The organism is Paucibacter hankyongi (assembly GCF_037482915.1).
In the GTDB taxonomy this organism is placed as follows: domain Bacteria; phylum Pseudomonadota; class Gammaproteobacteria; order Burkholderiales; family Burkholderiaceae_C; genus Paucibacter_A; species Paucibacter_A hankyongi.
Genome location: NZ_JBBHJX010000002.1, coordinates 290061 through 315780, shown reverse-complemented (window position 1 = coordinate 315780; position 25720 = coordinate 290061). Strand labels below are relative to the sequence as shown.

General features: G+C 63.6%; 23 protein-coding genes. 9 read left to right on the top strand and 14 right to left on the bottom strand.

Annotated elements, in window-relative coordinates:
* Positions 1 to 5: 5 nt before the first annotated feature.
* From WG899_RS04810 to WG899_RS04795, 4 genes are read right to left on the bottom strand one after another with little or no spacing between them, the layout of a single operon-like run.
* Entirely contained in the window at positions 6 to 1544 is a 1539-nt protein-coding gene (locus WG899_RS04810) for a sialate O-acetylesterase (protein WP_339594486.1), read from the bottom strand.
* Positions 1545 to 1576: 32 nt separating this feature from the next.
* Positions 1577 to 2497 (bottom strand): dihydrodipicolinate synthase family protein, encoded by a 921-nt coding sequence (locus WG899_RS04805; protein ID WP_339594485.1) that lies wholly within the window; start codon positions 2495 to 2497, stop codon positions 1577 to 1579.
* A gap of 55 nt (positions 2498 to 2552) precedes the next feature.
* Positions 2553 to 3866, bottom strand: coding sequence for an MFS transporter (locus WG899_RS04800; RefSeq protein WP_339594484.1), 1314 nt, complete (start codon positions 3864 to 3866; stop codon positions 2553 to 2555).
* Positions 3867 to 3869: 3 nt separating this feature from the next.
* The gene (locus tag WG899_RS04795) at positions 3870 to 4964 is read right to left on the bottom strand and encodes a hypothetical protein (protein WP_339594483.1); all 1095 of its coding nucleotides are present in this window, start codon (positions 4962 to 4964) and stop codon (positions 3870 to 3872) included.
* 435 nt (positions 4965 to 5399) lie between these two features.
* Between WG899_RS04795 and WG899_RS04790 the strand changes: the two genes are divergently transcribed.
* A complete protein-coding gene (locus WG899_RS04790) occupies positions 5400 to 5960 on the top strand; it encodes a cytochrome b (RefSeq protein WP_339594482.1) in 561 nt (186 codons plus the stop codon).
* Between the two features lie 12 nt (positions 5961 to 5972).
* On the opposite strand, the gene WG899_RS04785 is transcribed toward WG899_RS04790, so the two are convergent.
* Positions 5973 to 7607 (bottom strand): mechanosensitive ion channel family protein, encoded by a 1635-nt coding sequence (locus WG899_RS04785; protein ID WP_339594481.1) that lies wholly within the window; start codon positions 7605 to 7607, stop codon positions 5973 to 5975.
* 348 nt (positions 7608 to 7955) lie between these two features.
* Here WG899_RS04785 and WG899_RS04780 point away from each other — a divergent pair, with 348 nt between their 5' ends.
* Positions 7956 to 8564 (top strand): hypothetical protein, encoded by a 609-nt coding sequence (locus WG899_RS04780; protein WP_339594480.1) that lies wholly within the window; start codon positions 7956 to 7958, stop codon positions 8562 to 8564.
* 25 nt (positions 8565 to 8589) lie between these two features.
* Here the strand turns inward: WG899_RS04780 and WG899_RS04775 are convergent, their stop codons facing one another.
* Entirely contained in the window at positions 8590 to 9501 is a 912-nt protein-coding gene (locus WG899_RS04775) for a LysR family transcriptional regulator (protein ID WP_339594479.1), read from the bottom strand.
* 103 nt (positions 9502 to 9604) lie between these two features.
* Here WG899_RS04775 and WG899_RS04770 point away from each other — a divergent pair, with 103 nt between their 5' ends.
* A complete protein-coding gene (locus WG899_RS04770; RefSeq protein ID WP_339594478.1) occupies positions 9605 to 10516 on the top strand; it encodes a DMT family transporter in 912 nt (303 codons plus the stop codon).
* A gap of 66 nt (positions 10517 to 10582) precedes the next feature.
* Here WG899_RS04770 and WG899_RS04765 read toward each other — a convergent pair whose 3' ends face one another.
* Together WG899_RS04765 and ampC are read right to left on the bottom strand one after the other, a co-directional pair.
* The gene (locus WG899_RS04765) at positions 10583 to 11185 is read right to left on the bottom strand and encodes a LysE family translocator (RefSeq protein ID WP_339594477.1); all 603 of its coding nucleotides are present in this window, start codon (positions 11183 to 11185) and stop codon (positions 10583 to 10585) included.
* Between the two features lie 493 nt (positions 11186 to 11678).
* Positions 11679 to 12863: a class C beta-lactamase gene (ampC, locus tag WG899_RS04760; RefSeq protein ID WP_444718812.1), complete on the bottom strand. Its 1185-nt coding sequence runs from the start codon at positions 12861 to 12863 to the stop codon at positions 11679 to 11681.
* Between the two features lie 202 nt (positions 12864 to 13065).
* On the opposite strand from ampC, the gene WG899_RS04755 reads away from it, so the two are divergent.
* Positions 13066 to 13977, top strand: a complete 912-nt coding sequence (locus tag WG899_RS04755; RefSeq protein WP_339594475.1) for a CHAD domain-containing protein — start codon at positions 13066 to 13068, stop codon at positions 13975 to 13977.
* A gap of 3 nt (positions 13978 to 13980) precedes the next feature.
* Here WG899_RS04755 and WG899_RS04750 read toward each other — a convergent pair whose 3' ends face one another.
* Both WG899_RS04750 and WG899_RS04745 read right to left on the bottom strand, forming a co-directional pair.
* Positions 13981 to 15030, bottom strand: a complete 1050-nt coding sequence (locus WG899_RS04750) for an SdiA-regulated domain-containing protein (protein ID WP_339594474.1) — start codon at positions 15028 to 15030, stop codon at positions 13981 to 13983.
* 30 nt (positions 15031 to 15060) lie between these two features.
* Positions 15061 to 15729 carry a lamin tail domain-containing protein gene (locus WG899_RS04745; RefSeq protein ID WP_339594473.1) on the bottom strand — a complete coding sequence of 223 codons (669 nt, stop codon included), beginning with the start codon at positions 15727 to 15729 and terminating at the stop codon, positions 15061 to 15063.
* Between the two features lie 277 nt (positions 15730 to 16006).
* Between WG899_RS04745 and WG899_RS04740 the strand changes: the two genes are divergently transcribed.
* On the top strand, positions 16007 to 16771 hold the full coding sequence (locus WG899_RS04740; protein WP_339594472.1) for a ParA family protein: 765 nt from the start codon (positions 16007 to 16009) through the stop codon (positions 16769 to 16771).
* A 4-nt stretch (positions 16772 to 16775) separates the two neighbouring features.
* Here WG899_RS04740 and WG899_RS04735 read toward each other — a convergent pair whose 3' ends face one another.
* On the bottom strand, positions 16776 to 18539 hold the full coding sequence (locus WG899_RS04735; RefSeq protein ID WP_339594471.1) for a sensor domain-containing diguanylate cyclase: 1764 nt from the start codon (positions 18537 to 18539) through the stop codon (positions 16776 to 16778).
* Between the two features lie 468 nt (positions 18540 to 19007).
* Here WG899_RS04735 and WG899_RS04730 point away from each other — a divergent pair, with 468 nt between their 5' ends.
* The 3 genes from WG899_RS04730 to WG899_RS04720 all read left to right on the top strand — a co-directional run bounded on the left by WG899_RS04730 (position 19008) and on the right by WG899_RS04720 (position 21948).
* The gene (locus WG899_RS04730; RefSeq protein ID WP_339594470.1) at positions 19008 to 20558 is read left to right on the top strand and encodes a methyl-accepting chemotaxis protein; all 1551 of its coding nucleotides are present in this window, start codon (positions 19008 to 19010) and stop codon (positions 20556 to 20558) included.
* Positions 20559 to 20640: 82 nt separating this feature from the next.
* The gene (locus tag WG899_RS04725) at positions 20641 to 21417 is read left to right on the top strand and encodes a PA4824 family protein (protein WP_339594469.1); all 777 of its coding nucleotides are present in this window, start codon (positions 20641 to 20643) and stop codon (positions 21415 to 21417) included.
* A gap of 159 nt (positions 21418 to 21576) precedes the next feature.
* The gene (locus WG899_RS04720; protein WP_339594468.1) at positions 21577 to 21948 is read left to right on the top strand and encodes a hypothetical protein; all 372 of its coding nucleotides are present in this window, start codon (positions 21577 to 21579) and stop codon (positions 21946 to 21948) included.
* An 87-nt stretch (positions 21949 to 22035) separates the two neighbouring features.
* On the opposite strand, the gene nadC is transcribed toward WG899_RS04720, so the two are convergent.
* Positions 22036 to 22902 carry a carboxylating nicotinate-nucleotide diphosphorylase gene (gene nadC, locus WG899_RS04715; RefSeq protein WP_339594467.1) on the bottom strand — a complete coding sequence of 289 codons (867 nt, stop codon included), beginning with the start codon at positions 22900 to 22902 and terminating at the stop codon, positions 22036 to 22038.
* Positions 22903 to 22963: 61 nt separating this feature from the next.
* Positions 22964 to 23662: a fumarylacetoacetate hydrolase family protein gene (locus WG899_RS04710; protein ID WP_339594466.1), complete on the bottom strand. Its 699-nt coding sequence runs from the start codon at positions 23660 to 23662 to the stop codon at positions 22964 to 22966.
* Between the two features lie 142 nt (positions 23663 to 23804).
* On the opposite strand from WG899_RS04710, the gene WG899_RS04705 reads away from it, so the two are divergent.
* Positions 23805 to 24863 carry a septal ring lytic transglycosylase RlpA family protein gene (locus tag WG899_RS04705; RefSeq protein ID WP_339594465.1) on the top strand — a complete coding sequence of 353 codons (1059 nt, stop codon included), beginning with the start codon at positions 23805 to 23807 and terminating at the stop codon, positions 24861 to 24863.
* Between the two features lie 37 nt (positions 24864 to 24900).
* Here WG899_RS04705 and WG899_RS04700 read toward each other — a convergent pair whose 3' ends face one another.
* Complete coding sequence (locus tag WG899_RS04700) at positions 24901 to 25650, bottom strand: SDR family oxidoreductase (RefSeq protein WP_339594464.1); 750 nt, start codon at positions 25648 to 25650, stop codon at positions 24901 to 24903.
* Positions 25651 to 25720: the final 70 nt, after the last annotated feature.

Sequence of the window (25720 nt, the reverse complement as noted above, 5' to 3'; positions counted from 1 at the left end):
CATGCTTACTTGATCTGCATGGTGAAGGTCGGAGCCGGCAAGCCAGCGCCGTTCACGAGGTTGGCATCGCGGGTCCACGGAGCCCACGCGTAACGGACAACTGTCGGGCTCTTCACGCCGTCGGCCCGCAATGTGACGGTCCCGCCACCGATGGTCGCCACGGCGGGCACGAACTGAATCCCGTCGTCCGAAATCTCAAAGCCCGCCACGTCGTCCGATTTGGCTGCCAGGCCGGTGGCGCTCCCAAAGCGAATCCGCACGCCGTCGCCCGCCTTCGTGGCAGCCATCGGCTGAGGGCCTTCAGCGACCAAGCCTGGTTTGCCGTACACGTCCCGCAATGCAAGCAACGCCAAGCGTTCGCCTACTGGGCGCTTCTGCGCCGGATGCACGTCACCCTTGGTCGCAGGTGGCGGACCGAAGTCGTATGAGACCGCCATGCCAGAAGGCGCTGGAATCAGGTCGACGGCACGGCGCTGCAGGTCGCGAAACTCGCCCCAGCGCATGCGGTTGCTGTCCTCGCACGACGACAGCTGAACGAAGTAGAACGGCAGTTTGTCGTCGCCCCATCGCGCGCGCCAGTCCGCGACCATCACCCGCTGCAACTCGGGGTATTCGGCCACGCGGCCCGCCTCGATGGCGTTGGACTCGCCCTGGTACCAGAGGAAGCCGCGTATCGGAAACGCGGTGATGCGCCCCATACCCGCCTCCCAGGCCAAGGCCGGCTTGTAGGCGTGGTTCCTGCCGAGCGCATCGCTGGGAACACCTGCCACATCGGCCAGGTTCTGGGCGCCACGGCTTCGCACCCAGTTCGGCAGTTCTGGGTTGTGCATCCAGTCCCCAGACAGCTTCTTGCCGAAACCACCTGCTTGGAGTGCTTCTCTCGAGATGAAGCTTTCGAGCGGTGCGCCGCCGATGGCGTAGCCGACGATGCCGATCGGCAGGCCCGTTTCCGCGCGAACCTTCTTGGCGAACCAATATGCGACCGCAGAAGCGCTCGAGGCGGCCTTGCCAGCGGCAATGGCCCAGCCGCCGGCATAGAGCCGGTCTGCCTCCACCAGTTTGACCGAGACTTGGTCTAGCGGCTTGGCACCCACGGCTATGCTCGGGGCCCTGAAGCTGGCCACACGCACAGCATCGTCAGCGGCGGCCTGGAGCTCGGCGCCGCCCTCCACGTCTTGGTCCAACGGAAATTCCATATTGGACTGGCCCGCGGCGACCCACACGTCGCCGACGAGCACGTCCTTCAGCACCAAGGCGGAGCCTGCACTGTCCACCCTGATCTCTGCAGGCACGGCATTCGCCGGACGCGCGGGCAACTTCACGATCCAGCGGCCGGAGGCTGAGGCCTGAGCCATGACCGAATCCTGGCCAAATGTGACTCTGACACTCTCACCAGCAACGGCCGAGCCAAATACCACCACCGGCTTGTCTCGCTGGATGACCATGTGGTCGCCAAAGATGGCGTCCACCGATAGCGCTGCAATGGCCGGCGTGCAGGCCAGAGCCAGCACGAGCGGTAGGCAGAAGTTTGCGAAGCGCTTCATGGGCTGTGGTTCACAGATCCGTGGGCAGGCGCTCAGTCCTTCCATGCAAAGAACCCAATCGCCTCAAGTTCGCCGATCATCGCCTCCACCCCTTCGGGCGACGGGTTGCCCACTGGCAGACGCGCAGGGCCGACGGGTACGCCCAAGTGCCCCATGAGCGCCTTGGCGCAGCCCATGTAGCCGCGCTTGGCGACGATCTTCACCACCTGCACGGCGCGGAACAGTTCGTCAGCGGCGGTCTCGTTGTCGCCCGCGGCGGCGGCGGCCATCAGACGTTGGTAGACGCCAGGGCAGAAATTGAAGGTCGAACCGACGGCGCCCTTGGCGCCCATCGCCACCGCGCCGAGCATGTATTCGTCATTGCCGTAAGGGATGTCGAACTTGCCGTCCTTGTAGCGATGACACAGCTGGAACTGGAGATAGTCGGGGTTGGTGAATTTGATGCCGTTGAGGTTGGGGATCAGGCTCTCGGCTTTTGCTAGAAACTCCTCGGCGTTGATCGTCACGCCAGTCAACACCGGAATGTCGTACAGGTAGAAGGGCAGCGCAGGCGCTCCCTTGGCGACCTTGGCACAGCATTCGACGAGCAGGTCCAAGCTGGCCGGCTTGAAGTAGGAGGGCGACAGCATCGAGGTCGCTGCGGCGCCAATTCTTTGCGCATGCGCGGCGAGGTCAGCGGCGTCATTGAGGCAGTTGGATCCGACATGGACGATGACGGGCAGGTCGAGGCGGTGAGCCTTGACCACCTCGACCCAGCGCTCGGCCAATGCCTTGCGTTCCAGCAGGGTCGTCGAATGGCTTTCACCGGTGGTGCCTCCGATGAAGACCGACTTCACGCCGCGCGCGGCGAGGTACTCGGCCTGTAGCTCGACGGCGCGCAGGTTCAGTTCGCCGCTTGCGTCGAATGGAGTGTGGGTGGCGGCGCAAAGTCCGCGGACTCGGAATTGGGTCATGGATGCAGGGCCCGATAGGGGTCTAGAGTTGAACAAGAGGAGACGCGCAGCCGCTTTACTCGCGGTTATGGGCGTCCGAGCTGATCTGTTTGCCTGGCCTGAAGAGCAGGAGCCCGAGGGCAGCTACGGCGAGGCCTGCTGCAGAGATACGGAAGAAGGTCTCGAATCCGAGGCCAGAGTCCCTCAGCCGTCCGCCGATCAAGGCCATCACGCCGCCGGTCAGGGTACCAACGAGGTTGAGCAGCCCGTAGCCTGTGGCTGCGACGGTCGGGCCGGTGATCTGACGCACGATGGAAATCATGTTCGCATCCAGAAAACCCTGGGCTATGCCCTGCATGGCGAAACCGCACAGTCCGAGAGTGAGTAAGTCGGTGAGCGTGCCCAAGGCGATGCCGGGCGCAGCGATCAACAACCCAACCGCGGGGATCAACGATCGCGCGCGCGGGTTGCTGCGAGCGAGCCAATCGGACATCGCGCCTCCGATGAGCACGGCAACGAATTTGGCGGCGGTGTTCCAAGTTGTCGCGTGCAGGCCGGCAGGCCCGTCAGCCAGCTGGAACTGCTCTTTGAGGAAGGCGGGTAGCCAGACGAGGACGCTCCAGTTGCATGCACTGACGAGTGCGAACACACCGAGGATCAGCCAGAAGCGCCCCTCCTTGATCAGCAGCAGCAACGCGGCGGACAGGCTGGCATAGCCGGCATCGCCCGCCACCCTGCCCGAAGCTGGTGCCTCATGCTTGGGCAACAAGAAGATCAGGGCGAGCGCATATGCGATGCCAATGGCGCCGAGGCCGATGAAGACCTTGTGCCATCCGATGAAGAGGTCGATGCCTAGCAAAGTCTTGCCGGGCGTCGCTAGATAGCCACCGAGGCCGCCGAGCACCACGCCGGCGTAAAGGCCGCTCATGTGCAGGCCGGTAGCAAGCGAACGCGTGCGGTCGCGGTGGTGGTCGGTGATCAGTGCGAGCGCGGCAGGGATGTAGCAGGCCTCGCTCACCCCCATCAGCCCGCGCGCTACCAGCAGTTCGTGGTAGCTGGATGCATGGCCCGTCCACCAGGTGACGGCGGACCACGCGGCCAACGAGACGAAGATGACGGGTCGGCGCCCAAAGCGGTCGGCGGCGTAGCCGCCCAGGGGGCTCACCAGGCCGTAGATCCACAGGAACATCGAGGACAGCAGACCGAACTGGGCGTCGGTCATCGGCACGCCGGCCACTAGGATGTCGCCCTTGATGGCATCGCGCATCGTGATGAGCACCTGGCGATCCAGGTAGTTCAGGAGAGCGACGACCCAGAGCAGGCCAACGACCAGCCAAGCGCCACGTGCGAGGCCAGAGGAAGGGCGGCTTGCTTGACTTGTGGTGGCCATGGCCTATTCCCGCCCGATGATGGTGACTGAGTTGGTGCGCTTGCCGGGGCCCGTCTCACCGGAGACAAGTAACACCTTGCCCTGCCATTGGACGGCCGGTGCGGTGACGATGCCGACCGGCAACTGGCCCGCCACTGCGTAACTGTCGTCGGCAGGCCGGTAGGCGTAGATCGTTCTGGGCTGGCCGGGGTGCTCAGCGGGGGACTTGCCGTTGTTGTAGAAGAAGCCTGTGTCGCCGCCGAGCAGCAGCAGAGCGTCGCCGGCCACTGGCGCCGGACCGACCGAAGCCACGAGCGGCTCGGGCAATTCGCGTATGCGCTTCCATGGCCCAGCCTCCGATTCGAGGACGAAGGCTTCCTTCAGATAGCTACGCAAGGGCTTACCCGCTGCGTCGGGTTCGAGGGCACAGCCTCCAAAAACAAAGAGCTTGCCGCCGAAGGTGCCGGCGACTGACAACATGCGGCCACGACCTGGAAGCGGAGGCAATGCCGCCCAACCCTTGGACGGAGTCGCGACGTCGAGCGCATGGACGTCATTCAGCGCGACCGTGGCCGACGGTGTGCCGATGCCGCCGATAACGACAAGCTTGCCGCGCCACATGGCGCTGGCGGCAAAGGCAACCGGAACTGGCAGTGCAGGAAGGTCCTCGCGAACTAGGCGCCCGCCCTTGAGCGCCACGCGGAAGACCGCACGGAAGTTTTCGTTGTCGTTGGTGCCGCCAGCGATGACGAGGCCATCTGCCGTGCTCGCGTAGGCGGGATAGGCCAAGGCACTGGGCAACTCGCCCGCCACATGCCAAGCACCGCCGCGCTCCAAGGCGTAAACGAACTTGTTATAGACCTTGCCCCCACCCTCCCATGGCTTCTTGTCGGGGAAATGCGCACCGCCGAGGGCCAGTAGCGCGTCCCCGCTGACGCCGGCCCCCATGCCAGCAAAGCCGATGGGGTCAGGCAGAGGCGGGGCTTGCGTGAATGTGAGCGTAAGGGGGGCGCCGGTGCAGAGGTTTGCAATCATGAAAAAGAAGATGGCGAATGCGACTGCGGCGCGGCGCTTGCCGCCGCGCTCGAAATGCTCAGAAGCCGTAGACATGAAGCTCATGATGCTGCGCGGCGTCCTTGAGATGCGTAGGTGGTTACAAGAGATCTGACAACAGATGTCAAATATTAGCACGGAATATTCAATAGGCACATCGAACTTCTTGCTGATGCAGAAATGTGTTGGCGGTCGCATCGCCTTGGGCTCGCTTCGCTCGGATCTCCTCATTTCCACGTTGAGCGGCTGCTTTTGAACCTCGGACTTGAGTCCGCACTTGCTTGAATGCGTCGGCCCCAAAGCCGCTGAAGCTGCGAAGTAAGGTTCGCATTTGCTTTACTTGCAGCCTTCATTCAGCCGACTTGTCAGCCATTTCTGTTTCGGCTCTCGCCTGCTGGCCACCACATTGCGAACCCCAGCATGCCCTCTGGCCGACCCGCTCCAGGCGGCAATAATCGCGAGCAATTTTTACTAACGGATCTCGACAATCCGGCTCGACCGATGGACACCCCGAACCAACTCAGCCGCACCACCGTCTTGCTTCACTGGACGGTCGGCCTGCTCATGATTGCGCTGACCGCGGTCGGCCTTGTGATGAGCCGAGCCGATATTGGCTTTCTCTACCCCATTCACAAAGCCATTGGTGTGCTGGCCTTTGGCTTGATCCTCGCGCGCGTTGTTTGGCGGCTTCGCAATGGCTGGCCCGCGCCTCTGCCGGGCGGCAAAGCCTGGGAGCATCGCCTGGCCAGCATCGCGCATTGGCTGCTGATCGGCCTCACCCTGGCCATGCCCATCAGCGGCATGATGCACTCGGGCTTGGGCGGCCATGGCATCGATGTGTTTGGCCTGCAATTGCTGCCCAGCCGACACAGCCCCGACAACCCGGCTCAAGCCTTGCCCTACAACGAGACCTTGGCCGAGCTGGGCGAAGGCCTGCATGAGTGGCTCGGCTATCTGCTGATTTTGACCGTCATGCTGCATATCGCCGGAGCGATCAAACACCATTGGGTCTACCAAGACGGCGTGCTGAACCGCATGCGGGGTCGGCGCATCGAGCGATGAGCGCCTCGGCACTCAAGCCGAATCGGGGCTCTTGGCGGGCGCCGTGAACCAGGCACTCTTGGGCACAAATTTGGCTTGCGCCGGGTCACCCAGGTAATGCGGCGACATGATCTGCACGCCGTATTCATTGAACACATCCTGAATATTGGCGTGCAGAGCGCTCAAGACCTCGGCGCGCGGGCGCGGCTGGCTGGGCACGGCCTGGCACACCAGGCGGTACTCAGGATAAAAGTCTGACAAGGCGGTCTGAAAAACCCGCGCAGCCGGGTTGCTCAGCACACCCGGCGTGCGGTGAGCCGCCTCCACCAACATCGCCTCGACCTGCCGCCAGGGCGTGTCATAACCAATCGTCACCGTGGTGTCGACGATGAAGCCCGGGCCCTTGACGGCGCGTGAGTAGTTCTTCGTTACCGACCCCATCACCAGCGAATTGGGCAGCGTCAACTCCTCGCCAAGGCCGGTGCGGATGCGGGTGGTGAACATGCCCAGCTCGGTGATGGTGCCCTCGTGGTCAACGATGCGCACGAACTCGCCGACCCGTATCGTGCGCGAGAACATCAGGATCAGGCCGCTGGCGCCCTGCCCCACGATGCTGGAGGCGCCCAGCGAAATCATCAAACCCAACAAGACCGAAACGCCCTTGAAGGCCTCGCTGCCCGAGCCGGGCAGATAGGGGTAGGCCATCACCAGCGCAAACAGCCAGATGCCGGTGCCGATGATGCGGCGCGAGGGCCGCACGGTGTCGCGGTCCAGCCAGCCAATGGAACCCTCGCCGCGTTCGATTCGGTTGAAGATCGGATTCAGCACATTGATCACGCCGCGCGCCAGCATGAAGATCACCAGCGCGACAAACAGATCAGGCAGTGCCCGCAAGATCGCCACAGCAATGCCGGCCACCACCTGGAACAAATAGGCGCTGAGCTGCTCGCCCCATGGCCGGGTGTAAGGGAACTGACTCAGCACATAGCCCAGGAACTGATAGCTGAGCAGGGCCAGCAGGGTCCAACTCAGGCCGCGCACCAACCAGCGCGCCAGCGTCCACACCTTGTCGCGCTGCAAGAGTTGCGTGCCGGCCACTTCAATGCCCGCGGTTCGGTCGCTGACCCGGACCAGCAACCAATGCCCAGCCACGCGCTGGCCGCGCAAGAGCAGCGTGACCAAGGCCAGGTAGATGGCCGTGGCCACGGTGGCATGGGCCAAGCTGCTCAACAAACGCTTCTCATCGCGGCTCTCACGCGTCTCCGCGATCACCTGCTCAAGTTGGTGCTTGGCGCGTTCCGCCGTGATGTCCAGCGTTTCGCCAGCGGCCACATCGACGTCATCGGGCGTCAGAATCAGCGCCATCTCGCCATCGATCGTCAGGATGCGCCCCTGCGGTTCCTTACCGACCGCCACCACCCCCTCGCCCGATCGCGCCAGCACTTCATTCATGTACAGATGAGTGCGCCGGGCCCGTTCTGCCGGGCTAACGCCAAGAAATGACGCACGGTAGACCGCCACGGTGCGGTTGAAGATCAGCACCGGCGCCGCGGCCGGGCCTGCAGCCACGACCGCGGAGGCCGCGGACAGAGCCTGCGGCGCTTGAGTGGAGACTTGCGCTTGCGCCTGCGCAACACCCGCGGCGAGCCCCACCATGCCGATGAACATCAGCGGCAGGACAAGCCTGCCCCTCAGGCAGCAAAGAAGGCGAACCGAAGCAGATGGATGGCGCATAAGGCATCGACGGAGCAGGAATGAGCGGGGAGCATATCGCCGTCCGCCATGCGCGCCAAACAAACCCCAGGGCAAGGCTTTCGCGATGGACTCAAGCCCGGCCACATCGGTGCGCTCACAGGCAGCGCGATGCCCTCTCGAGTGCTGCGCCAGCCCGGCTGAGATCTGTTTGTCACACAGTCTGCCTAGACTGGCGCTCATTCCACCTGCCCGGTCGTCATCGATATTTCACGCAAGGTGGCAGCTTGCGGGCCTTGCGTCTGCCTTTGATCTGGGTTTTTCATGGAAGCGTTGGACCTCTCCGTGCTCTTACGCCTGCTGGCCTTGTACGCGCATGTACTGGCCTGCTTTTCAGCGGCCGCGGGCATTGTGTTGGGCGACATCGCCATCTTCGCGCCACGCCGCATCGACGCCTACCTGCTGGGCCTGGCCCGAAAAATCGTCTGCTGGGCCTTGCTCTGGCTGTGGCTGACCGGCCTGGTGCTGATCGCTATCGACACGGGTTTCGTGCTGGAAACCATGGCCAGCAAATCGAAACTGCTGGCCAAACTCAGCGTCGTGACGCTGTTGACGCTGAACGGCGCCGCCCTGCACCGCTGGGTGTTCCCCGGCTTGGGCCGTGTACAAGCGCAACCCGCACGTGCCGCTTGGCTGCCGAGTTTGCTGGGCGGCTTCGCCGCAGCCAGTTGGCTGTTCGCGGCTTTTCTCGGCGTCGCCAAGCCGCTGGCCTCGGTCGTCGGCTACTCGGGCTTCATGTTCTTGTATGGCGGCGCCTTGCTGCTGGCCTCGGCGACCAGTTTGATCCTGCTGCGGCCCCGTTTGAGCGCGCAATTGATGCGGGCCGGTGATGCCCTGCCGGCGCCTCGCCTGAGCCTGGCCCGAGCCGGCTGAGCGCCAGCCGGGAGAACGGCGGGCATCACTCGCCCAGGCTCGCCACCAGATGGTCGATCCAAACGCGCAGTTTCGGGGCTAGGAATCGGCCCGAGGGGTAGAGCAACCAAGCCATGCCGGCGTAGTCGGTGGGGTGCTCCCAGTCTGGCAACACCAGCTGCAAAGCGCCGCTGCTCAGAGCAGCGCGGGCACAGAACTCCGGCAAGCTGGCGATGCCCAGATCTGAAAGAGCGCCTTCCAAGCGCATTTCACTGTGGTTGGCCACATAACGCCCGTTGACCTTGACCGCAAAGGTCTCGGTGCCGCGTTTGAAACGCCACAGCCGGTCTCGCTCGTCCTCACCCAGGTACAAGCAGCTATGCCCAACCAACTCGCGCGGATGGCTGGGCACGCCGTGCTGCGCCAGATAGGCGGGGCTGGCACAAAGCAGATGCCGTAGGCGCAGCAAGGGGCGGCCAGCCAGCCCAGGTGGCGGCGTATCGGTGACGCGAATGGCCAAATCGATGGATTCATCGAATAGGTCCAGCGCACGGTCGGTCACCACCATTTGCAGATCGACCTGCGGATAGCGGCGCAGAAAAGCAGGCACCCGCGGATGCACCAACTGGCGCGCAATCGCCTTGGGGCAGCTGATCCGCAACAGGCCCTGCGGCTCGGCCGAGGCGGTGTCGCTCAAGGCCATCACCTCACGCGCTGCCGCCAACATGCTCTGGCAGCGCACATGCGCCGCTTGGCCCGCCTCCGTCAGGCGCAGCTTGCGGGTGCTGCGCTCCAGCAGCCGCACCCGCAGCAAGGCCTCCAAGCGGGCGATTTGGCGGCTCACCGCCGAAGGGCTCAGCCCCATCTGCCGCGCCGCCGCCGAAAAGCTGCCGGCCTCCACGACGCAGGCAAAGGCAGCCATGTCCGGCAGGCTTTCAAACGAATGATTGATGCTCATGGCGCACAAGTGCTATTCCAGATCGACCAATTATCAATCTGAACGCGCAATTGAATAATCGCGGCAACCTGTTCATTCACTCCACGCTATTGCCCCGCCCGCCATGAGTCACACGCTAAGCCTGCCGAATCCATTTGCCCCTGGGCCCAATAGCAAGTTGATGCGCCTGTCGGATCTGTTGCTGTTGGCGGTGGCGATGGTGTGGGGCAGCAGCTATGGCGTGGCCAAGGGGGCGCTGGTCTTCTACCCGGTGTTGGGTTTTCTGGCGGTGCGTTTCTTGCTGACCTTTGCGCTGCTACTGCCCAGCCTGCTGATGGCCACGCGAGCCCAGCGCCACGACGCCCTGCGCAGTGGGCTACCGCTGGGCGCGCTGATGTTGAGCATCTTTTTGGCCGAGACCTATGGCGTGGCGCTGACGCAAGCCAGCAATGCCGCCTTTTTGATCAGCTTGTGCGTGGTGTTCACGCCCTTCTTTGAATGGGTCTTGTTGGGCCGCCGGCCCGCTCCCTCGCTGTTTGGCTTTGCCGCCGTGTCGCTGGTCGGTGCGGCCCTGCTGAGTGGCGGCCTGCACGGTGCGCTCGGCCTGGGCGAAGGCTTGATGCTGGGGGCGGCGCTGCTGCGCGCGTTGACGATGTGCATGACCGCCAAGCTCGGGCGCAACAGCACGGCGCCAGCGCTAGCCTTGACGGCAGTGCAGGCCGGGGTGATCGGCTTTGGCAGCGTGCTGTTGGCCTTGGCGGCCAACCAGGGCCTGCCCCAGCTCCCCACGCAATCGGCCTTCTGGTGGGCCAGCGTCTATCTGGTTCTCGGCTGCACAGTGTTTGCCTTCTTCGCGCAAAACTGGGCCCTCAAACATGCCTCGCCCAGCCGCGTGGCCTTGTTGACCAGCAGCGAGCCCGCCTTTGGTGCCTTGTTTGCCGTCTTTTGGCTGGGCGAGTCGCTCGAACCCTCGGCTTGGCTGGGTGGAGCGCTGATCGTTTTGGCGGCGTTGTGGACCAGCGCAAGGCGAGCTTGATTCACGGATTCGGCTCTTTTTTCGCTTCAATGGGGCCAATTGTTTTGAACCCGAATACAGGGCACGTTATCCGATTGCCAACTTCACCCCGAAACCCATGAACGCCAGGCCAAGGATGCGGTTGATCCAGAGAGTCCAGTGCGGAGCCTCGTCGAGGTGCCCAATCACCCAAGCGGCACCACTGATAAGCATTGACTGATACAGGCAATTCATGGCGACAAACACCGCACCAAGGGTAGCGAAACTGGATGCGCCACCACCGGGTGAGACAAATTGCGGAAAGAACGCCATGAAAAAAACGACTGCCTTGGGGTTGAGCAGTGTCACCAAGAGGCTTCGCTTGAATGCATGGCCCGGCTCGGGCGTGATTAGGGCCAAAGCTTGCTCTTTTGATCGCAGTGCCTGCAGGCCAAGCCAAACTAGGTAGGCGCCGCCCCCATACCGCAAAACATCAAACGCGCCAGGGTAGCTACGCAAAAGTGTTTCAGCGCCGAGAGCCGCGATAGTGATGAGGGTTGCGTCCCCCAAGCTGGTCCCTGCCAAAGCTTCGAATCCAGCACGACGCGACCCGGTGGCTGCGCCGAGGATCGCCAAGGTCCCTGGACCGGGCGACAAGATGAGCAGTGTTGACGCAACCAGAAAGGCTGAAAAATTGTCGATATGGTTCACGTGGAAGGGTCTAGCCAGTCAGGGAAACACGATAACGGCAGGAGATTAGTCGCTTTGGAAATAGTCTACTCTTGGCCCGCAGCTGCAATTTAGTGTTGCGCTGGTCGTGGCCATCGGGTGCATGCTTGCGCTCATGTCCTCCGGCCTGCGGCCTCCCCCTTTGCTTCGCTTCAGCACACACCCGACGACCTCGACGTTCGCCCGTGCCGCGAGACCGATCCTGCCGGAGCAGGACGGCTGGGAGCTCTGCATAGCGAAGTAAAGGCGGAGGCGAAGCCGGGGGACATGAGCGGTGCAGAGCGCCCAGTCGGCCTGCTCACCGCCCAAGTCTCAAAGTCCGCTCCGGGCACATTGCCGCCAAACATCAAGCCCGGAACCAGGCCAACACCGCGCTTTAGCCTACCAAGATGGATTTGATCCATCAGCCAGTTCCTTCCACTCAGCCATGCGGCAAATCGCGTGACCGGTCACCGCATTGAGCCAGCCCCGTCTCTCAGCGTGGGCCCGGCGCCAGCTGGTTCAGGATGGCATACGCCGCCTCGATACGCGCTGGGATGGGGTAGCTTCTGTTGGCCAGCATCACCAAGCCTATCCGCTGCGTCGGCACGAAGGCGACGTAGGCGCCGAAGCCACCTGTCGAACCGGTCTTGCCGAACAGGCGTGGCCCTGAGGCCGTCGGAGGGACGATGGGATACGCGGGATTCGGATCGAAGATCAGTTCTTCCGAATTGCCACCCAGCAGCCACTCACGGGAAAGCGGATAAGGGAATTGCTCCCAGCCGAAACCCTGCACCATGCCGCCGACTCGGAAACGGCCCAGCTGCGTCACGCCGACCGCGCGGCGCATTGGCGCCTCAAGGCGATTCGGGTCAATATTCGCTTGCAGGAAGCGAATCATGTCGGAGGCCGTCGACTTGAGGCCATAGGTGGGCTGGTCCATGGGGCCGGGATTGACCCGGACCGGCTTGCTCTCGCGGTAACCCCAGGCATAGTCGCCCATCGCCTGCGGTGGCACCTGGATATAGGTATGGCTCATGCCGAGCTTGGCCAGGATATGTTTCTCGACCAGGCTCGCAAAACGATCCTGCATGGCGGCGGCGGTGACCAATCCGAGCAGTCCAATGCTCGGATTGGAATACTCCCTCAGCGTGCCCGGCGGGGCGTTCGCCTTCCAGGCTTGGTAGTAGCCAAGCACGGCGGCGTCGTCCGCGACATGGTCGGGAAACTGCAGCGGCAAACCACCGGCCGTGTACGTGCCAAGATTGAGCAGCGTGACCTGGTTGATCGGCCGGCCCTTCAGGCCAGCCACATAACGCCCCGGATGATCGTCAAGTGACAGCTTGCCGGTCTCCTGCGCCAAGGCCGCCAGCGTGGTGGTGAACATCTTGCTGACCGAGCCGATCTCGAAGATGGTCGAGTCGCTGACCGCGGCCTGGCTCTCTTTCGATGCCAAGCCATAGTTAAAAACATAGGATCGACCATCAAGCGTCAGCCCCACCGACATGCCGGGTATGTCGTGCTGCGACATGAGAGGACGAATGGCCGCATCGACCACCGAACGAATCCGCACTGCCGGATCCTCACTGGCGAGCGAAGCCAAGGGCGCAGAGAGGGCCGCGACAGCAAAGCATAAAACTGCCCGCGCATTAGAGCGCTTGGACGGAGTTGGTGAACTCAAAACTGGTACTTTCTTTCAACTGGGCAGGCGCAGCGGCAAAGCCTATGCGCTGAGGAGGCGGATCTTAGTGTCCGCCAGCGGGCAAGAGGCCGACCAGGCACGACACGACCGCACCCCTTGATGCGAGCCAAGATCCATATCGAACCGACCGCCATGGCGTAAGCTCAAGCCACAGGTACAGCCACCCGCAGAGTCCTTCCCCATGTCCAGCACAGCACAGGCCAGCAACGTCAATCTTGAGCAGGGCTTCGCGTCAATCCTCTGCAACTGCCTGGAACAAATACGCGCCAACGAAGCTGGCCTGCTGAGCAGCGCCGACCCCGAGTTTGTGCACCAAATGCGCGTTGGCCTGCGACGCCTGCGCTCCGCACTGGGCCTGTTCAAGCGCTGGTTCGCCTTGCCCTCCGATCTGAGCGATGAGATCACCTGGCTGAGCCATGTACTGGGCGCCGTACGCGACGCCGAAGTGCTGGCGCACACGACCCTGCCTGCCATCTCCCAGGCCTCGCCCAACGTGCCCTTGCTAGCGCTGGAAAAAGCAGCGCAGGCAGGGGCGCGCCAACGTCGCAGCGCTGCCGCCAAGGCGGTGAAGTCGCGGCGCTATCAAACCTTGATGGCCCGCCTGGCGCTATGGATAGAAGAAAGAAGTTGGCGAGAGAGCGGCACACGCAGCAAACCAATGGGCCGCGCACTGGCGGGATTCGCCCAGCGCCTGCTGTCGAAACGAGTCCGCAAAGTTCGCAGCCAGATTCGGCTTTGCTTGCGGGCGCAAGCCACCGCGAGCGATCGGCACCGGCTGCGCATCGCCGTCAAAAAAGCACGTTATGCCATCGAGTTCTTTGGCGGCGTGGTCGACACACAAGACCGTCCAAGCCCGGCGAGCTTGGCAAAAATTCAAAAACTGCTGGGCCAACTGAACGACGCCGAGGTCGGTACCGCCTTGCTGCAAATGCCCGCTCTGGCCGGGCCGGCACTGCTGCTGCCAAGCGCCTTTGTGCGCGGCGCCCTGTGGGCGCAATCGCAGCAACTCATTGCCGAGCTACCCGCGTTGCTACGGGGCTTTGGCCCCTTGCAAGACCACAAGGCCCACCCGACGGAGGGTGCGCCGCGCTAGGCTCTAAACAGCGTTTGACTCACCGCGGCCGCGACGACGCATTTGCACGCCCATCAAACCCAGACCAAGGGCCATCAAGCCATAGCTTGAGGGCTCTGGCACCGGGGCCGTGGCGCTCAGAACAATCAGCTGCGACTGCACGCCTGGTAGAGCCGAGCCGGTCTGGTCCTGTTCGGCCACCAGATAGATGGTGCCCTTCTCGTCGATTGTCACGCCTTCAATGCCGTTGTTCGGCAACACCTGGCTCAAGTCAAAACGACTCAAAACCTGCCCCTGACGATTCACCTCCAGCAAGCTGCGCGAACCCAGGCTCAAAACCAGCAGATTGTCAGCCGCAGCGCTGCCGGCCAAGGCGTCCACCGAGGACAAGGTATGCACGTCCGACAGCGTGCTCAGTCCCATCGAAGCGGGGTTGAACAGACTGCTCATGGTGGCAACGCCGCCACCGGGGGGCGTGGAGCCATCACCGGAGGTAGTCGCCGGGCTGCCGGTTGCGGCGGCGAAACTGAGCGTGCCGGCCATGACGTTTTGAGGTGTCTGCTGCTTGACCGTGACAAAACTGCCGCCATTGCGGGCGTCATAGCTGATGCCCTCAATGCCGTTATTGCCGACCGCGTCATTGGCGATGGAAACAAAGCTGTTCTTCAGCGTGGCGCTGCCGCCATTCGTATAGCTGAAGCGGTAGGCATCTTGCAGTCGCTCTTCGCTGACGACCAAGACGCCGCCGCCCAGATAAGTCAGGCCTTCGGTGTCATGCTTGCCGCTGCCGGTGCCGGCCCAGTCAAACGCCATCTTGCCCAGGGTCTGGCCGGTCAGCGAGATCTCGACCACTCCGGTGCCTTCATCGCCGACAAAGAACAGCGTGCCGCGGTCACGTGCATAGGCCACGGCCGAAGCCTCCAGGCCCGAGATCTGGCCCGCCGTAGTGCCGCCCAAGATGTCTAGCGCATAGGTCTTGCTGACTTGGTAGTTGGCCAGGTTGAGGGAATTGCCCGCTTGGGCGAGGCCGCAGCCGGCTGCTGCCAGCGCCAGGATCAAGGATTTGATTTTCATTGTGTGCAGTGTTTGAGTTTGAGGCCTTGTTCAGGACTGACGCTTGCGAGCAATGCATCCCAGCAGGGCCAGACCGGCCAACATCAGGGCATAGCTTTCGGGTTCCGGCACCGCGGCGGCAATCGTTCCCGGAGAGCCCACTTCCAGGCCATCTGCCGACAGAAAGGCGCCATTGACGCCGACCACGCTCAGTTGGCTGATGCTGCTGTTGTTCAGGCCGGCAGCATTGTCAAAGCTCTGCAGCGGCGAGGTGCCCCCCGAAGCACCGAACACGACATTGGCCTGCAGCACGCCGCTGGCGTTAAATACATTGACAGCATCACCGTTAGCGCTAAGGCCCACGCCCGAGCCGGTGTAATTGCCGATCTTCAAGCCCGCCGGAATCTGAGTGCCGAACCAGGCACTCAGGAAACTGGCCGAGGCGGCTGTCTCGGTAAAGATTACCGATTCGCCGGCCGCAATACTGCTGATGCCGGTCAAGGCGACCTTGGCCGTACCGTTGGAGTTGTCATCCATGGTCCAGCCGCTGAGATCCACGGCGCTCGCGCCGGTATTGGTCAACTCAAACCAGTCGGTCTTGTAGCTGGTATTGCTGCTTCCCCACGCCGACACCTCGGTGATTCGCAACTGCGCATGAGCGGTGGGCGCGTTCAGGGCCATGACGACCGCCAAGGCCATCAATTGAAGTGCAGATTTCATGTTTTTCCTTATGGAGAAGGGATAGCCAACGAGCGCATTCGACCCGAGTCCTCAGCAAGCCGGGACAGTCGGAGAGCAAGGCGGAGCCAGTGTCGCCATCGGCTGTGACAGATTTATTGGGATTCCCACCAAAGCAGCAGATGACACGGATGACCCACCCCGGGTGCGGGGGTCATGCCGGGTTGCATGTCTCGGTGAATGCCGCGATGTCTGCCCAAGCCGCCCCCTCTTTGCTGCAGTGCACAATACGCAGATTGCAAACAGCTGGGGATCTGGAATGCGCCGTGTCGTTTTCAACCAGAAGGGTGGGGTCGGCAAATCGACCATCACAGCCAACCTGGCGGCGATTGCCGCCCATCAGGGGCGGCGCACGCTGCTGGTCGACCTTGACCGGCAGGGCAACTCCAGCCGCTATTTGCTTGGCGACGAGGCCGACACGCCCCAGCCCGGCGCGGCCGAGTTCTTTGAAACCACGCTGAAGTTCAGCGTCAGGGCGCCAAAGACCGCCGACTTCATCGTCGAAACGCCTTGGGAGAATCTTCACCTGATGCCGGCCAGCCCGGCGCTGGACGAGTTGCACAGCAAGCTCGAGAGTCGCTACAAGATCTACAAACTGCGCGACGCGCTGGCCGAACTGGCGGACGACTACGACGAGATCTGGATCGACACCCCGCCTTCGCTGAACTTCTACACTCGCTCGGCCTTGATCGCGGCCGAGGCCTGCTTGATTCCCTTTGACTGCGACGATTTCTCGCGACGCGCGCTCTATGAGCTGATTGAAAACGTCAACGAGATCCAGGCTGACCACAACAAGAACTTGGTGGTCGGCGGCATCATCGTCAATCAATTCCAGGCCCGCGCCGCCTTGCCGCAGCGCACGGTGCAAGCCTTGATCGACGAAGGCCTGCCGGTGCTAACGCCTTATCTGAGCGCCAGCGTGAAGGTCAAGGAGTCGCATGAGTTGGCCCGGCCGATGATTCACCTCGACCCACGCCACAAGCTGAGCCAGGAATTCGTCGCGCTGTACGAGTCGCTCGGCTGAGGCCTTAGACCAAGTCGGCGCGCGGCGCCGGCTGAACGCGATTACGCCCGCGCCGCTTCGCTTCGCGCAGCTGCTCATCGGCCGATTGGATCAAGGCGTCCAGATTGGGGTGCGCGGCACGTTCCGCCACCCCGATGCTGATGGTGAGCACCGGCGCCACATTGTTCAACAAAGGGCGCCGCGCTTCGATCGCCAGGCGAATTCGCTCGGCCAGGGCGCAGGCCTGATCCAGATCGGTTTCTGGCAACAAGAGCAGGAACTCCTCGCCGCCCCAGCGCGCCAACACGTCGCCGGCCCGGCTCTCACGAGTCAAGACCTCGGCCGCTTGCATCAAGGCCCGGTCGCCAGCCTGATGGCCGCCATGTTCATTGATGCGCTTGAAATGATCCAGATCCAGCATCAGCAGGCTCAATGAGCGCTGATTGCGCATGGCCGTGCTCCACACCGTCTCGGCCAGCTCCCAGAAGGCGCGCCGGTTGCGCAGGCCGGTCAAGGGATCCAAGCGCGACAACTGCTCCGCCCGCAGGGCAGCGCGCTGCTGCTCACGCACCCAATGGGCCAGCGCCAGCACCAGCAAGGTGGCCTCGATCACGATGCCCACTTCCAAGGCATGAAAGGTCCAGGAGCGGTAAGGCATCCAGCCGCCAACCGACAAGGCCGTGATCGCCGTGCCCACCATGCCACACAGCGCCGCCATCAAGAAGTAGCGACCCGCCAGGCGTCCATGGCGCAAGGTCAGCACGCCCAGCGCCACCATGATCACGGTAAAGAGGCTGACGAAGGCAAAGGCTAGATAGGTGGCCGCGACATGCAGACGAGCCAAGTACAGCAGGATCAAACTCAGCAGGCCTAGCGCGCAAAACCAGCGCACCAGTCTCAGCACCCGCGGCGCATGTTCGGCCAAGGCCAGGAAGCGCGCGGCGAACAACAAACCGCTACAGCCGAACAGGACCATCAGCAACAATATGATGTGGCGCTGGACCAAGGGTGCGTTAGGCCACAGCCATGCGTAGCCATGGCCGGTGTAAGCCATATTGACGCCGATGATGGAGAGCAGATACAGCCCGTAAAGCAAATAGCTGCGCTCCCTGAGACCCAGATAAATCATCAGGTTGTAGGCACACAGCGCCAGCAGGAAGCCATACAGAAAGCCGTAGCCATAGCTCAGCTGGCGCTCAATCTGCTGAGCCTGCGCCGGCGTCATCAAGGTCAATGGCAGCAACAGGGGGTCGTTGGACGCCAGCCGCACATAGAGTTCACTGCGGCCGGGCTCAAGCGGCAAGGGCAAAACAAAACCCTGCACCGGCGTCAAACCCTGCGCGGGCACTTGCTCGTCGCCGGTCAGCACCGAATGTCGCACTTGGCCCTCGGGGCTGAGTACATAGACTTCAAGCCGATCGAGCCAGGTGGTGCCGACCTGCAATTGCAAGCTCAGGGCTTGCGGCTGCGGGTTGTCGATGCGCAAGCGCAACCATACGGGCCGCGCCCCAAGGCCGAAACTGAGAATATCCTGCGTGCTCGGCGTGAACGAGGCCAAGCGCGCTTGCTGCAGGTCCAGGGTTCGGCCCGCCGACTCATGCAAGACCTCGACCCCTGAGCCGAGTGCGATCGGCGCCTGCAGCGCCGCGTCAGACAAGACCAGCGTGTCGGCCGCAGCTCGAGCGCAGGTCAACAGCAAGGCTAGGCAGAACAACAGGCGCGACAGCAGGCTCGCGAGCCGGAGCTTGGCCCATAAGGGATGCATGACGTGGCGATGTATGTCGGACATGAGTGGACCAGGCTCTCGACCTCTTTGGCGCAGTCTATAGCGCATTCCGACTCGCCAAGGCGTCGAATTGGCCCGCAGGCAAGGGCTAACTATGCGAACAAGGGACTCGGTCGGGCGATGGGGAGCAAGCCTCCGGCGGCCTTGGCGCTTTGTTCAATTGGCCCTGCATGAGCGCAGTGAAGATGAAGACAAACACCGCCACAAACCCAGCGTGCAGCGCGGCTCGGTAGCCGGGGCCCACTTGACGCCCTTACTGCCGCCGGAATGCCTGGGTTTTGTCTGGCATCGCGGCGCTGCTCGTCTAAGACGGGCGGGCTGCCCTCGCCGTCGGCAAGGGTATCTGCATGCGGCCGCCCTTCAAAAAAACAGCGCAGCCTCAAGTCCGCCATATCGGCGCCGACAACAGAGGATGGCGGCCTGCCTGCCTTTCACCGTGACCCATTGAAACCCGCTTTCTTGGAGTTCTGTATGAAGCTGAATTTGGCACAACGAATCGTGCTGTCCAACAGCATCTTGCTGTTGTTGTTCACGCTGGTGATCGGGGCCATCATGGCGATGATGAGCCGCATGAATGCCATCAACACCGACATCACCGACAACAATATCCCGCAATTGACGGCCCTGTCGGCGTTAAACGATTCGGTCAACGGGCGCGGCATCGCCCTGCGCAACCTGGCCCTGCTGCCGGCCGCCAAACACGAGGCCGAGCTGGCCACGCTGAGCAAATTGCGGGAACAAGGCAACGAGGCCATGAAGAACATCGGCGAGCAGTTCGTGCCCGGCGATGCGAGCGCGGGCGAGATTGCCCAAGCGAAAGAGATCATGACCAAAAACCTGGCCTCACGGGCCATGGTCGATGAACTGGTGGCCCTGATCAAGGCCGGCAAGAAGGACGAATACATCGAACTGCTCTATGGCCGCTACGACGGCTTGGAGGACGAGATCCTCGCCATGCTCGACAAATTGAGCACGGAGATGGAGGCCGGCGCCAAGGCGGACGGCGCCACCGCCACGGCCGCCTACGGGAATGCCCGTCTGACCGCCTTGTTGGGTCTGCTGACTGCCGTGGCCGCGGCCGCCACGCTGGGCTTCACGCTGCGCCGCCATGTGGTGCAACGGCTCGGCGCCGACCCGACCGATCTGGCCGAAATTGCCCAGCGCATTGCCGACGGCGATCTGCGCGCATTGAACCACCAAGGCGTGACTTTCAAGGGCAGCGTCGTGCACGCAATGGCGACAATGCAAGGCTCTTTGGCGGAGCTGGTCAAGGCTGTTAGTACCGGCGTTCATGCGGTGGCCAGCACCAGTGACGAAATCGCTCACGCCGGCCATGAACTGAGCAACCGCACCGAACAGCAGGCCGCCAATCTGGAACAGGTGGCGGCCACCGCACAAGAACTCAACGGCAGCGTGCGGCGCACCTCGGCCTCGGCCCATGAAGCGCATCAATTGTCCAACGCCACCAGCCAGGCCGCCGATGCCGGCGGGCTGGCGGTGGGCAAGGTGGTCAGCACCATGGAGCAAATCCAAGCGGCCTCTCGACAGATCGGCGAGATCAGCTCGGTGATCGACGGCATTGCCTTCCAGACCAATATCCTGGCCTTGAACGCCGCCGTGGAGGCGGCCCGCGCCGGCGAGCAGGGCCGTGGCTTTGCGGTGGTGGCCAGCGAGGTGCGCAGCCTGGCCCAGCGCAGCGCCGAGGCTTCCAAGCAAATCGGCGCCCTGATCGCCCGCTCGACCGAGACCGTCAATGACGGCGCCGGCCTGGTCGAGAAAGCCCGCCACACGATGGAAGATCTGCGCGGGTCGGTGCAGCAGGTGCAAGGCATGATCAGCCAAATCTCCAGCGCCACGCAGGAGCAAGCTACCAGCCTGGGCGAGGTGTCGCAGGCGATTCGGCAGTTGGACGAGATGACCCAACAGAACGCCGCCATGGTGGAAGAAACCACCGCCTCTTCGGACAATTTGCGTCGCATGGGTGCCGAGCTGAAACAGCAGACCGAGCGCTTCCAGACCTGAGACTGTCGCATCCCAGTCATCGGGTGTTTGCCATGTTTTGAGGCCCATCGGGCGAGGTCTCGTTTCAAAAAGGAGCCGGACGATGATGAAGACGAGTCAATCTGGAGAGTCGAATCTGGGTCAGTGGCTGCAAGGCCTGCGCGTCGGACTGGGTCTGGCCCTGGTGTTGAGCCTGTGGCTGCCCATCAGTGCATTGGCGGGGCGGCCCTTGTCCAGCGATGACGCGGCCACCGCCGACCCCGGCACCTGTCAGCTCGAGGGCTGGGGCGAAAAGGCCGGCGGTAGCCGAGCCTTGGTGGTGGCCCCGGCTTGCGGCGTGATCGAAGGCCTCGAAATTGGCATGGACTACACCCATCCGAACCCGCAAGACGAGTTGCGCGGCGAGGCGGGCTTTGCCGTGAAATGGGTGCCTAAAAATTGGTCGCTGCTGACGCCGGCCGGGCAGATCAACTTTGGCCTCAAGCTCGGCGTGGGCTATGAACGCCCGGTTGACGGGGGCTGGCGCCGCAATGGTCAAGGCCTGCTGGGCCTGGCGACGCTGGCCGTCAGTGAAACCTTTGCCGTGCACGCCAACCTCGGCACCCATCAAGACCGCGCCAGCTCGCAAATGGGCACCTTGCTGAACCTGGCCGTAGTCTGGGTGCCCAGCCCGATGGGCTTGCTCTTCGCCGAAGTGCAGACCAATGACCGCAAGTCCCTGCTGGGCAGCACCCAACGCACCGTCGGCGGGCTGTGGTGGCTGACGCCGGAAAAATTAGGCCTGAGCTTGACCGTCGGACGCGCGGTGGGCAGCAGCCAGACGCTCTGGACCCTGGGTTTTGGCTGGTACGGCTTGGACGCCTGGGCCAACCCACCGTGAAATCAGCCCCTGAATTCCGTGCACTAATGCACAAACTGGGGCAGACCCGCCCCCGCGGGCAAGGGTGGCGCACCTGGCTCTGCGCATTTAAGCTTGCGCCATTGCTGTCGGCTGCGAATGCCGATCCCAACACAAACCATTGAGCAAGGCAGTTTGACCATGAAGCACCGCATCACTTCCATCGCATTGTTGGGCCTGAGCCTGATCGGCGCCGCCGCCCACGCCGCCAGCCCCACCCCCGAGTCGGCCGAAGGCCGCGCGCTGCGCGGTGAATGTGGCAGCAAGCACAGCGTTGGCTATGCCGCACCGGCCGCCGCGGCCGACACCGCTGAATACACCTTTGTGTACAACAAGGGTCAGTTCAAGGGTGAGCAAGTCGCCGGTCAAACCCAGGCCTGCACCGAGCAGCAATACGCTGCCTTCCTGAACACCGTCGACACCGACCGCGTGATGGCCGCCTACCCCACCGCCGCTGGCCGCCCCAGCGTCAAGGCGCCGCGCCTGCCGCGCACGCCCAGCGCCGGCAAATAATTCGCAGGCTCTCCGCAAGGAGAGATGCCCCAGAAAGGCTTGGCAGCATCAGCGCTGCCAGGCCTTTTTTCTTCTCGGCTGGGCGACTCAGGCCGCCCCTTCGACCCGCATCGAGTAGTCGACCGCCCGTACATCCTTGGTCAGGCGGCCGATGGAAATGCGGTCCACCCCAGTGGCGGCAATCCAGCGCAGCTGATCCAACGCCACGCCGCCCGACACCTCCAACAGGGCGCGGCCGGCCGTCAGGGCCACCGCCTCGCGCATCATCGGCTCGGTGAAGTTGTCCAAGAGCACGCTGACGGCGCCGGCGCTCAGGGCCTCTTGCAACTCGGCAATCGACTCAACCTCGACCTGGATATCCACACCGGCATTCAAGGCCTGCGCCGCTCGCAGGGCCGCAGCGACACCGCCGGCCGCGGCAATGTGGTTTTCCTTGATCAGGATGCCGTGGTACAGGGCCAGGCGCTGATTGGCGCCGCCGCCGACGCGCACCGCGTACTTTTGCGCCAAGCGCAGGCCCGGAATGGTCTTGCGGGTGTCCAGCACCGCGCAGCCGCGCGGGTTGCTGCTGGCGCCCTCGATCGCCTTGACATGGGCATGCGTCAAGGTCGCGGTGGCGGACAACAGTTGCAGGAAATTCAGTGCCGGCCGCTCGGCCGACAACAACAGCCGGCCATCGGCCTCGATGCGACACACCACCGTGTCGGCGGCCATCTCGGCCCCCTCGGCGTACAGCCACTCGATGTGGCTGCTGGGGTCCAAGGCGGCGAACACGCCCTCGAACCACTCACGCCCGCACAGCACGGCCTGCTCGCGCACCCGCACATGGGCCTTGACCCGACGCTCGGCCGGCACCAGCTGGGCGGTCCAGTCGCAGACACCCACGTCCTCGAACAAGGCGTCGCGGATATTGCGTTGGCGGGCTTCGGCGAGGGTTTCGTTGTGGTCAAACATGGCGGCTCTGAGTGAAATTCTGAGCCGCCAGTTTAGAACCTCGCCGGACTACAGGCTGCCGTCAGTCGGGCGCGACGATGCTCAGGCTCAAGGCGGGCAGGCCGTTGATCTGCCCGGTGATCAGGTCGCCGGGCACGACCGGGCCGACGCCTTCGGGCGTGCCGGTGTAGATCAGGTCGCCCGGATGCAGGTGATAGAACTGCGACAGATTGGCGATGATCTCGGGCACGCTCCAGATCATGTCGGCCAAGTCGCCGCGCTGCTTTTCCACGCCATTGACAGCCAGGGTGATGGCGCCCTTGTCCATGGCACCGGCCTCGCTGGCGCGCACCAACTCGGTGATGACGGCCGATTGCTCGAAGCCCTTGGCCGTGTCCCAGGGCCGACCGGCGGCCTTGGCGTCGGCCTGCAGATCACGGCGCGTCATGTCCAGGCCGGCGGCGAAGCCCCACACGGCGGCGCGCGCCACCTCGGGTGTGACCTTGAAGACCGGCGCGCCAATAGCGATCACCAGTTCCATCTCGTAGTGGTAATTCTTGGTGCCAGGCGGATAGGGCACGCTCGAGCCCGAGGCCACCAGCGCATTGGCCGGCTTGGTGAAGTAGAACGGTGGCTCGCGGTCCGGGTCGTAGCCCATTTCGCGGGCATGGGCGGCGTAATTGCGGCCGACACAGAAGATGCGCGAGACGGCGTAACGGGCGCTGCTGCCGCGCACGGCCACGCTGGGCTGCTCGGGCACGGGAAAGATGTAGTCGCTCATAAAAATGGCCTGCCAGATTAGAGGAGAACAGAAGGAGTGCAGAGCATACGACCTTGCCCAGACTTGGCAACCGAGGCCAATTCGGCCCTGGTCAAACGCTCAAATTTTGCAGATCGGCCCACAATCGTTTAGGGTGGCGCCCATGTCTGTGCATCGCCCTCGTCTTTTGAGCTATTTCAGTCCCCTAGCCGGCCCTGCGGCCCACACACGCACTGCACCTCTCGCTTGGCCACGGCTGTGCGCCTCGCTGCTGGCCGCTGCCGGCCTGCTGTGGCTGGGGGGCTGCGCCAGCCGTGCGCCGCTATCAACCAGCAATTCAACGCCGACGCGCCCCACCAGCTGGCCCGATAAAGATGGCCCGGAAGCGGTGATTCCGCTCGACCTGCTGAAGGTGCCCGACGCAACGCCGCAGCTGGAGAACATCCGCAAGGGTGGGCCCAACAAGCCCTATGAGGTGCTGGGCCAGCGCTACGAGCCGATGACCGAGGACAAGCCCTTGGTCGAGCGCGGCCTGGCCTCCTGGTATGGCAAGAAGTTCCATGGCCGCTCCACCAGCAGCGGCGAGATTTACAACATGTACGCGATGACGGCGGCGCATCCGACCATGCCGATTCCCAGTTATGCCCGCGTGCGCAACCCGGCCAATGGGCGCGAGGTGCTGGTGCGCATCAATGACCGCGGCCCGTTCCACTCCACGCGCGTCATCGACCTCAGCTACACCGCGGCCTTGAAGCTGGACATCTTGCGCGGCGTCACGCCGGTCGAGGTGGAGCGCATCACCTTCGAAGACATTCGCACCGGCGCCTGGCAAGGCAGCAAAGCCACCGAACCGGGTCGCAGCGAGGCGCCGGTGTTTGCCGCGGCCGAGCCGGCCGGTGCAGCGCGCCGCGAAGACACGGCGCTGATCGCAGCCGCCACCGAGGAGGCCCGCCCCATCACCGTGGTGACCGTGCCCCGTCATGCCAGCCCCGGCTTTTGGGTGCAGCTGGGCGCCTATAGCAAGCTCGACGGAGCCGAGTCATTTCGGCAGCAATTGCTGAAGGAGTTGGACTGGATGGCACCACTGCTGGCCGTCTTCAAGGACGGCGGTGTGCACCGCCTACAAGCTGGCCCCTACAACTCGCGTGATGATGCCCGCCAAGCCGCCGAACGCGTGCGCTTGGCGCTGAATCTGAAGCCCATGGTGGTGGAACGGCGCTAAGACGCCGCCGGCCGAAACGGCGGGCAAGCGCCCGCGGCTAACGCCCGCCGCCCACGTCCAGCATGCTGCCCACCGTGTAACTGGAAGCGTCGGAGAGCAGCCACAAAACCGCCTGCGCCACCTCCTCCGCCGTGCCCATGCGCCGAATCGGCAGGCTCGCCACGGCCTCATCCAACAAGTGCGCCATGCCACCCGAGGCGTGGATTTCGGTGTCGATGATGCCGGGCCGCACACCGTTGACGCGGATGCCCTCGCCGATCACCTCGCGCGCCAGGCCCAGCGTCAGCGTATCGATGGCGCCCTTGCTGGCCGCGTAGTCCACATAGATGCCGGGTGAGCCCAGTTGCGCCGCGCGAGATGAGATATTGACGATCACGCCACCCGCGCCGCCATGCCGGGTGCTCATGCGCTTGACAGCCTCGCGGGCGCACAACAGGCTGCCGATCACATTGATGCCCATGACCTGCTGCCAGCGGGCCAGACTCATCTCATCCAAGCGTGCCGCCGGCGCCACCACCCCGGCGTTGTTCACCAGCGCACCGAGCGGACCCAACTGCCGGTCCAATTGTTCGAACATGCGCAAGACCTGACCCTCGTCGGACACATCGGCCTGCAGGGTGATGGCACGGCGCCCCAGGGCGCGCAGCTGCGTGGCCAGCGCTTCGGCGGCGGCTTGGTCGCGGTGGTAGTTGATCGCCACGTCCCAGCCCGCCTTGGCACAGCACAGACTGATGGCGGCGCCAATGCCGCGCCCTCCCCCGGTGACCAGAATATTGTTGGCTTGCATGCAGTTCCCATTGTGTCGGCCCACAGCCTGGGCGATCATCAGGGGCAGATCATGCCTGTTTCCTTGCGCA

What these genes read in the sequence shown, in the direction of transcription:
- WG899_RS04810 (WP_339594486.1), bottom strand. Translation starts at nt 1,544, where the DNA reads ATGAAGCGCTTCGCAAACTTCTGCCTACCGCTCGTGCTGGCTCTGGCC.
- WG899_RS04805 (WP_339594485.1), bottom strand. Translation starts at nt 2,497, where the DNA reads ATGACCCAATTCCGAGTCCGCGGACTTTGCGCCGCCACCCACACTCCA.
- WG899_RS04800 (WP_339594484.1), bottom strand. Translation starts at nt 3,866, where the DNA reads ATGGCCACCACAAGTCAAGCAAGCCGCCCTTCCTCTGGCCTCGCACGT.
- WG899_RS04795 (WP_339594483.1), bottom strand. Translation starts at nt 4,964, where the DNA reads ATGAGCTTCATGTCTACGGCTTCTGAGCATTTCGAGCGCGGCGGCAAG.
- WG899_RS04790 (WP_339594482.1), top strand. Translation starts at nt 5,400, where the DNA reads ATGGACACCCCGAACCAACTCAGCCGCACCACCGTCTTGCTTCACTGG.
- WG899_RS04785 (WP_339594481.1), bottom strand. Translation starts at nt 7,607, where the DNA reads ATGTTCATCGGCATGGTGGGGCTCGCCGCGGGTGTTGCGCAGGCGCAA.
- WG899_RS04780 (WP_339594480.1), top strand. Translation starts at nt 7,956, where the DNA reads ATGGAAGCGTTGGACCTCTCCGTGCTCTTACGCCTGCTGGCCTTGTAC.
- WG899_RS04775 (WP_339594479.1), bottom strand. Translation starts at nt 9,501, where the DNA reads ATGAGCATCAATCATTCGTTTGAAAGCCTGCCGGACATGGCTGCCTTT.
- WG899_RS04770 (WP_339594478.1), top strand. Translation starts at nt 9,605, where the DNA reads ATGAGTCACACGCTAAGCCTGCCGAATCCATTTGCCCCTGGGCCCAAT.
- WG899_RS04755 (WP_339594475.1), top strand. Translation starts at nt 13,066, where the DNA reads ATGTCCAGCACAGCACAGGCCAGCAACGTCAATCTTGAGCAGGGCTTC.
- WG899_RS04750 (WP_339594474.1), bottom strand. Translation starts at nt 15,030, where the DNA reads ATGAAAATCAAATCCTTGATCCTGGCGCTGGCAGCAGCCGGCTGCGGC.
- WG899_RS04745 (WP_339594473.1), bottom strand. Translation starts at nt 15,729, where the DNA reads ATGAAATCTGCACTTCAATTGATGGCCTTGGCGGTCGTCATGGCCCTG.
- WG899_RS04740 (WP_339594472.1), top strand. Translation starts at nt 16,007, where the DNA reads ATGCGCCGTGTCGTTTTCAACCAGAAGGGTGGGGTCGGCAAATCGACC.
- WG899_RS04735 (WP_339594471.1), bottom strand. Translation starts at nt 18,539, where the DNA reads ATGTCCGACATACATCGCCACGTCATGCATCCCTTATGGGCCAAGCTC.
- WG899_RS04730 (WP_339594470.1), top strand. Translation starts at nt 19,008, where the DNA reads ATGAAGCTGAATTTGGCACAACGAATCGTGCTGTCCAACAGCATCTTG.
- WG899_RS04725 (WP_339594469.1), top strand. Translation starts at nt 20,641, where the DNA reads ATGATGAAGACGAGTCAATCTGGAGAGTCGAATCTGGGTCAGTGGCTG.
- WG899_RS04720 (WP_339594468.1), top strand. Translation starts at nt 21,577, where the DNA reads ATGAAGCACCGCATCACTTCCATCGCATTGTTGGGCCTGAGCCTGATC.
- nadC (WP_339594467.1), bottom strand. Translation starts at nt 22,902, where the DNA reads ATGTTTGACCACAACGAAACCCTCGCCGAAGCCCGCCAACGCAATATC.
- WG899_RS04710 (WP_339594466.1), bottom strand. Translation starts at nt 23,662, where the DNA reads ATGAGCGACTACATCTTTCCCGTGCCCGAGCAGCCCAGCGTGGCCGTG.
- WG899_RS04705 (WP_339594465.1), top strand. Translation starts at nt 23,805, where the DNA reads ATGTCTGTGCATCGCCCTCGTCTTTTGAGCTATTTCAGTCCCCTAGCC.
- WG899_RS04700 (WP_339594464.1), bottom strand. Translation starts at nt 25,650, where the DNA reads ATGCAAGCCAACAATATTCTGGTCACCGGGGGAGGGCGCGGCATTGGC.